This window comes from Streptomyces sp. 3330, from assembly GCF_031456635.1.
Lineage (GTDB): Bacteria > Actinomycetota > Actinomycetes > Streptomycetales > Streptomycetaceae > Streptomyces.
This window is the reverse complement of the sequence record NZ_JAVDVA010000045.1, coordinates 26,780-36,756: the sequence shown is the minus strand read 5'-3', so window position 1 is coordinate 36,756 and position 9,977 is coordinate 26,780. Positions and strand designations below refer to the sequence as shown.

Here is a 9,977-nt window from a genome sequence, read left to right as displayed (position 1 = left end):
GTCCGGGCCACCCAGCGGTCGGCGTGAACGGCGTCACCGCCGTGGCGCCCGTGCCCAACTCCCTTACCAGATACGGGAGTTGGCGTGACCCAGGTCACCTCGGGGGGCTCTGGCCCGTGCGTTTCCCGGCGTGTCACTATGAGCGCACGTATTTCCTGCCCGAAACACACATGAGGCCATGTGTGCGGCAGTGAGACGACGTCCTGTCCGCCGGCCCGCACCGGCCCGCCGCGCCGCCCCTTCCCGCGACCGGCACCCCCGCACCCGCGTCCCGGCGTCCCGGCAGTGCCGTATCCGCGCCCGGGAGCGGGGGACGTCCGCGCCCGGGAGGGGCCGCCGCCGGTGATCGCGACCGGCAACGACGCCGACGCCGACCGGCACGGCACTCCCGCGCGTGCGCACCGCGGCGGTAAAGCGGCCGCCGTCGCGCACGCCCCGGATCCGGCCGGCGTCCCGGCGCCGCGAGCCGGCCGGCAGGGCACACCGCCGGGAGCCGCCCGGACGCTGCGCCACCGGCCGCCCGCACAGCTTCCGCGTTCCGCGTTCCCACGTCCGTTTCCTCGAGCACACTCCCAGGGGGTCATCGTGTCCGAATCCGTGGACACCCGCGCATCCGCCGACGAGCGGGAACTGCGCCGCCGCAGCAACCGCGCCGTCGTCGAGCAGTACATGAACACCAGGGGCCAGGACCGGCTGCGCCGGCACGAACTGTTCACCGAGGACGGCGTCGGCGGCCTGTGGACCACCGACACCGGCGCTCCCGTCGCCACCCACGGCCGCGACCGGCTCGCCGAGCACGCCGTCTGGTCCCTGAAGTGCTTCCCGGACTGGGAGTGGTACAACGTCACGATCTTCGCCACCGACGACCCCGACCACTTCTGGGTCGAGTGCGACGGCCGCGGGAAGATCCGCTTCGGGGACTATCCCGAGGGCTACTACGAAAACCACTTCCTGCACTCCTTCGAGTTCGAGAACGGCAAGATCAAACGCCAGCGCGAGTTCATGAACCCCTTCCAGCAGCTGCGGGCCCTGGGCATCCCCGTCCCCGAGATCAAGCGCACGGGAATCCCCACCTGACCCGGCCCCCCACCCGCACGACGCCACCGCTGGATCGGAGTACGCCATGAAGGACGTCATCCGCGACATACGCGTCCGCGGGGCGCTGCAGCAGCCGCAATGGAGCGACCTGCTCCAGCTGAGCCGGGTCGGCGAGACACTCACCGCACGCCCCGCCCTCGTACAGCCCGACGACGTGGCCACCCTGCGCACCCTGCTCGGCACCGTGGCCCACGGCCGGGCCCTGGTGGTGCAGTCCGGGGACTGCGCCGAACACCCGCAGGAATGCCGCCCCCGCGACGTCGCCCGCAAGGCGGCGGTGCTCGACCTGCTCGCCGGGGCCCTCGGCCTGATCACCGGCCGGCCCGTCCTGCGCGCCGGACGCATCGCCGGACAGTTCGCCAAACCCCGCTCCCGGCCCACCGAGACCGTCGGCGGCGTCGAACTGCCCGCGTTCCGCGGACACATGGTCAACGGCCCCGAACCGGACGCCGAGAGCCGCCGGGCCGACCCGCTGCGCATCCTCACCGGCTACATGGCCGCCAGCGACGTCGTCGGCCACCTCGGCTGGCGCGACCGCGGCGCCGGCCGCGACAGCGTGAGCCCCCTGGTGTGGACGAGCCACGAGGCGCTCCTCCTCGACTACGAGGTGCCCATGCTCCGCACCGACGAGCAGGGACGGCTGTTCCTGGGCTCCACCCACTGGCCGTGGATCGGCGAACGCACCCGCGCCGTCGACGGCGCCCACGTCGCCATGCTCTCCCAGGTCGCCAACCCGGTGGCCTGCAAGGTCGGGCCCACCATGGAACCCGGCGAACTGCTGGCCCTGTGCGAACGCCTCGACCCGTGGCGCGACCCGGGCAGACTCACCCTCATCGCACGGATGGGAGCCGACGCCGTCACCGACCGGCTGCCACGCCTGGTCGAGGCCCTGCGCACGGCCGGCCACCCGGCCGTCTGGCTCACCGACCCCATGCACGGCAACACCGTCACCGCGCCGAGCGGCCACAAGACCCGCCTCGTCGAGACCGTCGCGCTCGAGGTCTCCCGCTTCGTGCGCGCCGTGCGCGACGCCGGCGGCGTCCCCGGCGGCCTGCACCTGGAGACCACACCCGACGACGTCACCGAGTGCGCCGGCAGCGAAGCCGAACTCGCCCGCGTCGGCGAGCGCTACACCTCCCTGTGCGACCCCCGCCTCACCCCGCGGCAGGCCCTGTCCGTGATCTCGTCCTGGACCGCCTGAGCACCCCACGCACCGAGCAGGAACAGGAACCCAAGCCATGACCGGCATCCCCCCCATCACCGCCTACCCGCTGCCCGCCGAGGGCGACCTCCCGCCGGCCGCCGTGTCCTGGACGGCCGACGCCGACCGCGCCGTCCTCCTCGTCCACGACATGCAGCGCTACTTCCTCGACCCGCTGCCCGACACCCTGCGCCACGACCTGATCCGCACCACGGCACAGCTGCGCGAGCGCTGCGCCCGGGCCGGCGTCCCGGTCGCCTACACCGCACAGCCCGGCGGCATGAACGCACAGCAGCGCGGCCTGCTCAAAGACTTCTGGGGCCCCGGCATGCGCACCTCGCCCGAGGACCGGCAGATCACCGACGCCCTCGCACCCGCCCCGCACGACTGGCAGCTCACCAAGTGGCGCTACAGCGCCTTCTTCCGCACCGACCTGCTCCAGCGCATGCGCGCCGCCGGCCGCGACCAGCTCGTCCTGTGCGGCGTGTACGCCCACGTCGGCGTCCTGGCCACCGCCGTCGAAGCCTTCAGCCACGACATCCAGCCCTTCTTCGTCGCGGACGCCACCGCCGACTTCTCGCAGGAATACCACCGCTCGGCCCTCACCTACGCCGCCGAACGCTGCGCCCGCGTCGTCACCGCCAAGGAGGTGCTCGCTTGACTTCCTCCCCCTCGTGAACGAGGGGGATTCCTACGGCTTGCGCCGTGGGGGTTCCTGCTTCATCGCCGACTGCCCCGTCCGGGAGGACTCCCGTTGAGGTCTTACACCGGCTCCACAGACAGACACCGCCAGCCCGGCGGCCAGAAGGTTCTTCGCCGCGTTCACGTCCCGGTCATGGACCACTGCGCACTCGCACGTCCACGCACGGACGTCGAGGGGCAGCTCCGCCCGGATCGTGCCGCAGGCGCCGCACAGCTTCGAGCTGGGGAAGAAGCGGTCGACGACCACGAGTTCCCGCCCGTACCAGGCGCTCTTGTACTCCAGCATCGTCCGCAGCTCTCTCCACGAGGCGTCGGAGATCGCACGCGCGAGCCGGTGATTCCTGACCATGTTGCGGACGGTGAGGTCCTCGATCACGACCGTTTGGTTCTCACGGACGAGCCGAGTGGTCAGCTTGTGCAGGAAGTCCCGGCGCCGGTCGGCGATCCGGGCATGGACGCGGGCCACCTGACGGCGCGCCCTGGCCCGGTTGGCCCCGTCGCCCCTGGCCTTGCGGGACAGTTCCCGCTGGGCCCTGGCCAGCCGGGTGCGGTCCTTGCGTTCATGCCGGGGGTTGGGGATCTTCTCTCCGGTGGAGAGCGTCAGCAGGGACGTGATCCCCGCGTCGATACCGACCGCATGCGTGGTCGCCGGGGCCGGGGCGATCGTGTCCTCGCAGAGCAGCGACACGAACCAGCGGCCGGCCGCGTCCTGGGACACGGTCACCGTGGACGGCTGCTTTCCCTCCGGCAGCGGCCGCGACCACACCACGTCGAGCGGCTCGGTCATCTTGGCGAGCGTCAGCCGGCCTTCACGGAAGCGGAAGCCGCTGGTGGTGTACTCCGCGCTCCTGCGGGACCTCTTGCGCGACGTGAAGCGCGGGTACTTCGCCCGCTTGCCGAAGAAGCTGGTGAACGCCACCTGCAAGTGCCGCAAAGCCTGCTGGAGCGGGACGCACGACACCTCACCCAGGTAAGCCAGTTCCTCGGTCTTCTTCCACGCGGTGAGCATCGCGGAGGTCTGGTTGCAGCTGATCCGTTCCTGGCGTGTCCACGCTTCAGTACGGGCCTCGAGCGCCAGGTTGTAGACCTTCCGCACGCACCCGAAGGTGCGCGACAGCTCGGCCGCCTGCGCATCCGTCGGACGGAAGCGGTACTTGAACGCCCGCTTCACAAAGACCGTGGCCACGCTCACAAACTAGCGCCACCACTGATCAGGTCCAAACCTGCGAGCCAGAGCACTGCGATTAGTCCTGGCGGCGAATCGCAGCCCCCTGCGCGGCCTGAAGGCCGGGGTTTCCTCGGAGGTATCCGATGACCTCCGGCCCGCCCCCCGGCGACGACCTCCTCGACCGCGTGCTGAACGCGCCGGCGCAGCCCTACGCCCTGCTGCACCGGCCCGGCGCCACCGGCCCCGCCACCGTGGAGGTGCTCACCGGCGAGGTCACCCTGCCCGCCACCCTGGCCGGCATCCCGCTGCCCGCCCGCCCCGCCGACGGCGCCGGCGCCCACCACGAGGTCCTCGTCGTCGTGCCCTACCGGCAGCTGACCGAACGGGGCTTCGCCTGCGCCGACGACGGCACCCCGCTGGTGGCGATGACCGTCACCGGCCAGCAGCGGCTCGCCCTGCACGAGGCCCTGGCCCGCATCCCCGACGTGCCGACCCCGCTGGCCGGCGCCGACTTCGACGTCGACGACGCGGCCTACGAGGACGTGGTGCGCCGCGTCGTCAAGGAGATGATCGGCACCGGCGAAGGCGCCAACTTCGTCATCAGGCGCACCTTCGTCGCCGACATCACCGACTACGGACCGCGCAGCGCCCCCGCCCTGTTCCGCCGCCTCCTGCAGCGCGAATCCGGCGCCCACTGGACGTTCCTCATCCACACCGGCACCCGCACCCTCGTCGGCGCCTCACCCGAACGGCACATCAGCCTCCAGGGCGGCACGGCGGTCATGAACCCCATCAGCGGCACCTACCGCTACCCGCCCACCGGACCCACCCTGGACGGCGTCCTGGACTTCCTCGGCGACCGCAAGGAGACCGACGAGCTGTACATGGTCCTCGACGAGGAACTCAAGATGATGGCCCGCGTCTGCGCCGACGGCGGCCGCGTCGTGGGCCCCTACCTGAAGGAAATGGCCAAGGTCGCCCACACCGAGTACTTCATCGAGGGCCGCACCGACCGCGACGTGCGCGACATCCTGCACGAGACGATGTTCGCGCCCACCGTCACCGGCAGCCCCCTGGAGAGCGCCTGCCGCATCATCACCCAGTACGAACCCGGCGGACGCGGCTACTACAGCGGGGCCGCTGCCCTCATCGGACGCGACGCCGGCGGCGAGCGCGTCATGGACTCCGCGATCCTCATCCGCACCGCCGACATCAGCGACCGCGGCCGCCTCGGCATCGGCGTGGGCGCCACCATCGTGCGCCACTCCGACCCGGCCTCCGAAGCCGCCGAGACCCGCGCCAAGGCCGCCGTCCTCGTCTCCGCCCTCGGCGCCGGACCGCGCACGGACACCCTCGCCGGCCACCCCGCCGTCCGCCAGGCCCTCACCCGGCGCAACGCCTCCATCGCCGGCTTCTGGCTCGCCGGCGCCGGCGACCACACCGCGCCCCGGCCCGAGCTGGCCGGACGCAGCGTCCTCGTCGTCGACGCCGAGGACACCTTCACCTCCATGCTGGAACAGCAACTGCGCGCCCTGGGACTGCGCGTGCGGGTCCGGCGCTTCGACGAACCGTACGCCGCCGACGCACACGACCTGGTCGTGCTGGGCCCCGGCCCCGGCGACCCGCAGGAACACGCCCACCCCAAGATGCGCCACCTGCACCACGCCGTCGACACCCTGCTGCGCGCCCACCGCCCGTTCCTCGCCGTGTGCCTCAGCCACCAGGTCCTGGGCCTGCGCCTCGGCCTGCCGCTGCGCCGCAGGACGGTCCCCAACCAGGGCGTGCAGCAGCAGATCGACCTGTTCGGCCGCCCCGAACGCGTCGGCTTCTACAACACGTTCGCGCTCCTGGCCGGCGACGACACGTTCACCGTGCCCGGCACGGGAGAGGTCCGCGTGGCCAGGGACGCGGCCACGGGGGAGGTGCACGCCCTGAGCGGCCCGCGTTTCGCCTCCGTGCAGTTCCACCCCGAGTCCGTGCTGACCCGGCACGGACCGCGCATCCTCGGCGACCGCCTGGCCGCCCTGCTCACCCCGCCCGCCGCCGAGGAACCGGCCTGAGCCCCCGCGCCGCCCGCACCCGACCCCCGCGCCGCCCGCACCCGACCGCCGGCCCGGCACCCGACGGCACCACACGAGTGGGAGACAACCGATGCATACGTACGTCGTCGTCGACGCGTTCGCCCGCACACCCCTCACCGGCAACCCGGTGGCGGTGTTCTTCGAGGCCGACGACCTCAGCGCCGAGCAGATGCAGCGCATCGCACGGGAGATGAACCTGTCGGAGACCACGTTCGTGCTCCGCCCGCGCCAGGACGCCCACGACGCCCACGTGCGGATCTTCACCCCGGTCAACGAACTGCCCTTCGCCGGGCACCCCCTGCTGGGAACCGCCCTCGCGCTCGGCGCCCGCACCGACGCCGATCAGCTGCGGATCGAGACCGCCATGGGCGTCATCCCCTTCCGCCTGGAGCGCGCCGACGGCCGGGCCGTCTGGGCGAGCATGCGCCAGCCGGTGCCCGTGTGGGAGCCCTTCGAGCGCACCGGCGAACTCCTGGAGGCACTCGGCATCAGCGCCTCCGCGCTCCCGGTGGAGATCTACCGCAACGGTCCGCGGCACGTCCTGGTCGGCCTCGAAAGCGTCGAGGCACTGGCGAAACTCGACCCCGACCACCGCGCCCTGGCCCGCTTCCCCGACATGGCGACCAACTGCTACGCCGGACAGGGCACCACCTGGCGCAACCGCATGTTCTCGCCCGCCTACGGCGTCGTCGAGGACGCGGCCACCGGCTCCGCCGCGGGACCCCTCGCCATCCACCTCGCCCGGCACACCCCCCTCGGGTACGGGCAGCGCATCGAGATCACCCAGGGCGTCGAGATCGGCCGCCCCTCACCCATGAGCGCCCTGGCACACGGCGAGGGCGACCACGTCACCTGCGTCGAGGTCGCCGGACCCGGCGTGACCACCATCGAAGGGGTGCTCCATGTCTGACCCGTCCCCGGCCCGCCGCACCGCGGCCGCCGTCCCCGCCGGCGCCGCCCGGTCCGAGACGCTCACCGCGACCGCCGAGGCGGCCTTCCCCGAGTTCGGCACACCGCCGCACGAGCCGATGGGCCTGCTGTCGGCATGGCTGCAGGACGCCACCGCCCAGGGGGTGCGCGAGCCGCGCGCCCTGGCCCTGGCCACCGCCGACGCGCAGGGCCGCACCTCCTCACGGACCGTGGCCCTCACCCACGCGAGCGGCGACGGGATCGTGTTCATCACCCACGCCGACAGCCGCAAGGGCCGCGAACTCGCCGAGAACCCCTGGGCATCGGGCGTCCTGTACTGGCGCGAGAACAGCCGGCAGATCACCCTGGCGGGCCCGGTCACCCGGCTGTCCGACGCCGAGGCGGAGTCCCTGTGGCACGCGCGGCCCGTCTTCACCCACGCGATGACGACCGTCTCGCGCCAGAGCAGCCCGCTCGACGGCCTCGAGCACGTCGCCCGGCTGCGGGCCCGGGCACTGCACCTGGGCGAGGCGCAGCGGCCGCTGCCGCGGCCCGCGACGTTCGCGGCCTACCGGCTCGAACCCGCCGGCGTCGAGTTCTGGGCCAACGGCACCGACCGGCTGCACGAACGGCTGCGCTACGACCGCACCGCCACCGGCTGGCAGACCACCCGCCTCCAGCCCTGAACCCCCCCACACCCCCCACGCCCTCCACACCCCCAGGTCCGTACCCCCGCACTTCCGTACCCGCGCATCCGCGCCCCGTACGACTGCGACCGCCGCCCGCCCGCTCCTACCCCGGGAGAGACCATCACCTCGCCGACCGCCCCCCAGACCGCCACCAGCCACGTCTTCACCGACCACCACGACCTGCGGGCCCGCAACCTGCGCGCCGTGCAGCACTACCTGCGCACCGGCGCCGAAGCCCGGCTCAGCCGGTACACCCTCTACACCCCCGACGGCACCGCGGCCCTCTTCTACACCGACATCGGCCGGCCCATCGTCGTCACCGGCCGCGACAACCTCAAACGGCACGGCGAACTGTCCCTGGAGGTGCTGCCCGACTGGCAGTGGTCCGGCATCCGCATCTACGAGACCCAGGACCCCTGCGTCATCTGGGCCGAGTGCGACGGCGAAGGCACGATCCGCTTCCCCGGCTATCCCGAAGGCCGCTACCGCAACCACTTCGTGCACGGCTTCACCCTGGACGACGGGCACATCGCCGCCAGCCGCGAGTACACCAACCCCCTCGAGCACATGAAGTCCCTCGGCATCCCCACCCCGCACATCCGCCGGGACTGGATCCCCGCCTCCTGACCCCGCCCGCACGGGCGCACGCAGGCGGCCCCGGCGCTGTCGCGCCGGGGCCGCCTGCGTGCGGTCGTGCGCTCACCGCTCGAGCAGCGCGAAGCCCGCCTTGACCGGCTGCGGCAGATGGTCCTCGACGAAGCGGCGCACCCCGCGCCCGTGCATGCGGAAGTACTGCTTGCCGGCCCGCAGGGCCTTCTCGTCCAGGGGCAAAGGCACCGGTACCGAGGATCCTGACGTCGGCAACGGGGCTGTCCTCCCCTCGTCTGGGACCTCATGGGTGGAACGGACCGGCGGTGCGCGGCCGCCCGGGGCGCACCCGCCCCGGGCGGCCGTGCGCTAGCGGGCCTGGTAGCTGCGCTTGTGGCCGCTGATCCCGGCCAGCCGGAACGGGCCGGTGGTCTGCTGCGGGGTGGCGTGGTCGCTGCCGTCGGTGGGCAGGCGACGCTCGTGCAGCGCCCGGTAGCCGGCGTAGTCGAGCGGGGTGCGCCGCTCGATCGCGGCACGGTGCTCCTTGGTGCGCAGGTGGTCGCGGTAGCCGGCGGCGACGGTCCCGGCGAAGAACTCCGCGACGCTGCCGGAGCCGTAGCTGAGGAAGGCCACGGGGCGGCCGCTGAGGTCGTCGGCCTGGTCCAGGAGCGCGGCCAGCCCCAGATAGACCGAGGCGGTGTAGCTGTTGCCGATCACCCGGTTGTAGGCCGTGGTCAGCTCCAGGTCACGGGCGACCCGGGCCTCGTCGGTGTCCTGGCCGTTGCTGTTCAGCAGATGGCGGTGGGCCTTGTAGGCCATCTTCGTGAACGGCTGGTGGTAGCAGAACGCGGCGAACTCGTCGAGGCCGCGGCCGCCCTGCTCGCTGTAGTCCTTCCAGGTGCCCTCGACCGCCTGCAGGTAGGCGTTGACGGACTCCTGGCCGTCGACCAGGGCGGCGTCACGGTAGTTGGGCCGCCAGAAGTCCATCACGTCGGCGGTGAACACCCCCGACGGGTCCTCGATACGCACCAGCGCCGGGTCCACGCCCACCAGCATGGCCACCGCCGCGGCGCCCTGGGTGGCCTCGCCGGGACTGTCCAGGTCGTACTTGGAGACGTCGCTCGCGATCACGAGGACCTGCTGCGCGGGGTCGCGGCGCACCAGGCCGACGGCGAACTGCAGGGCGGCCGTCGCCCCGTAGCAGGCCTGCTTGAGCTCGACGACCCGGACCGCCGAGGGCAGCCCGAGCAGCGAATGCACATACACGCCGGCCGCTTTGGCCTGGTCGATCGACGACTCCGTCGCGAAGATCACGGTGCGGATCCGGCTCGCGCCGTGCCGGGCGATGACGGGCGCGGCCGCCGCCGCGCCCAACGTCACGATGTCCTCGTCGGCGGCCGGCACACTCATCGACTCCTGGCCGATGCCCAGGTGGTACTTGCCGATGTCGGTGCCGTTGTGCGCGGCGAGCGCCGTGTGCGGGAGGACGAACTCGCCCGTCGCGAACGACAGGTCGTGGATTCCGATGGAGATGGACATGC

10 protein-coding genes are annotated in these 9,977 nt (G+C 72.5%); 7 read left to right on the top strand and 3 right to left on the bottom strand.

The features are described 5' to 3' along the window. Positions 1–585: 585 nt before the first annotated feature. The 3 genes from J2X68_RS38580 to J2X68_RS38570 are packed head-to-tail and all read left to right on the top strand — an operon-like array spanning position 586 to position 2,960. Complete coding sequence (locus J2X68_RS38580; RefSeq protein WP_310437285.1) at positions 586–1,077, top strand: PhzA/PhzB family protein; 492 nt, start codon at positions 586–588, stop codon at positions 1,075–1,077. A 46-nt stretch (positions 1,078–1,123) separates the two neighbouring features. Further along, positions 1,124–2,299 (top strand): 3-deoxy-7-phosphoheptulonate synthase, encoded by a 1,176-nt coding sequence (locus J2X68_RS38575; RefSeq protein WP_310437284.1) that lies wholly within the window; start codon positions 1,124–1,126, stop codon positions 2,297–2,299. Between the two features lie 37 nt (positions 2,300–2,336). Next, complete coding sequence (locus tag J2X68_RS38570) at positions 2,337–2,960, top strand: isochorismatase family protein (protein ID WP_310437283.1); 624 nt, start codon at positions 2,337–2,339, stop codon at positions 2,958–2,960. 30 nt (positions 2,961–2,990) lie between these two features. Here J2X68_RS38570 and J2X68_RS38565 read toward each other — a convergent pair whose 3' ends face one another. Continuing rightward, positions 2,991–4,187 (bottom strand): RNA-guided endonuclease InsQ/TnpB family protein, encoded by a 1,197-nt coding sequence (locus J2X68_RS38565; protein ID WP_399041854.1) that lies wholly within the window; start codon positions 4,185–4,187, stop codon positions 2,991–2,993. 125 nt (positions 4,188–4,312) lie between these two features. Between J2X68_RS38565 and J2X68_RS38560 the strand changes: the two genes are divergently transcribed. The 4 genes from J2X68_RS38560 to J2X68_RS38545 all read left to right on the top strand — a co-directional run bounded on the left by J2X68_RS38560 (position 4,313) and on the right by J2X68_RS38545 (position 8,475). Further along, positions 4,313–6,229 (top strand): anthranilate synthase family protein, encoded by a 1,917-nt coding sequence (locus J2X68_RS38560; RefSeq protein WP_310437281.1) that lies wholly within the window; start codon positions 4,313–4,315, stop codon positions 6,227–6,229. A 91-nt stretch (positions 6,230–6,320) separates the two neighbouring features. Continuing rightward, on the top strand, positions 6,321–7,160 hold the full coding sequence (locus J2X68_RS38555) for a PhzF family phenazine biosynthesis isomerase (protein ID WP_310437280.1): 840 nt from the start codon (positions 6,321–6,323) through the stop codon (positions 7,158–7,160). Further along, on the top strand, positions 7,153–7,845 hold the full coding sequence (phzG, locus tag J2X68_RS38550) for a phenazine biosynthesis FMN-dependent oxidase PhzG (RefSeq protein ID WP_310437279.1): 693 nt from the start codon (positions 7,153–7,155) through the stop codon (positions 7,843–7,845). Before J2X68_RS38555 ends, phzG begins: the two co-directional genes overlap by 8 nt. A gap of 66 nt (positions 7,846–7,911) precedes the next feature. Next, positions 7,912–8,475: a PhzA/PhzB family protein gene (locus J2X68_RS38545; RefSeq protein ID WP_399041857.1), complete on the top strand. Its 564-nt coding sequence runs from the start codon at positions 7,912–7,914 to the stop codon at positions 8,473–8,475. A 72-nt stretch (positions 8,476–8,547) separates the two neighbouring features. On the opposite strand, the gene J2X68_RS38540 is transcribed toward J2X68_RS38545, so the two are convergent. Both J2X68_RS38540 and J2X68_RS38535 read right to left on the bottom strand, forming a co-directional pair. Continuing rightward, positions 8,548–8,685, bottom strand: coding sequence for a hypothetical protein (locus tag J2X68_RS38540; RefSeq protein WP_310437278.1), 138 nt, complete (start codon positions 8,683–8,685; stop codon positions 8,548–8,550). A 120-nt stretch (positions 8,686–8,805) separates the two neighbouring features. Further along, complete coding sequence (locus J2X68_RS38535) at positions 8,806–9,975, bottom strand: hydroxymethylglutaryl-CoA synthase (RefSeq protein ID WP_310437277.1); 1,170 nt, start codon at positions 9,973–9,975, stop codon at positions 8,806–8,808. Between the last annotated feature and the right edge of the window lie 2 nt (positions 9,976–9,977).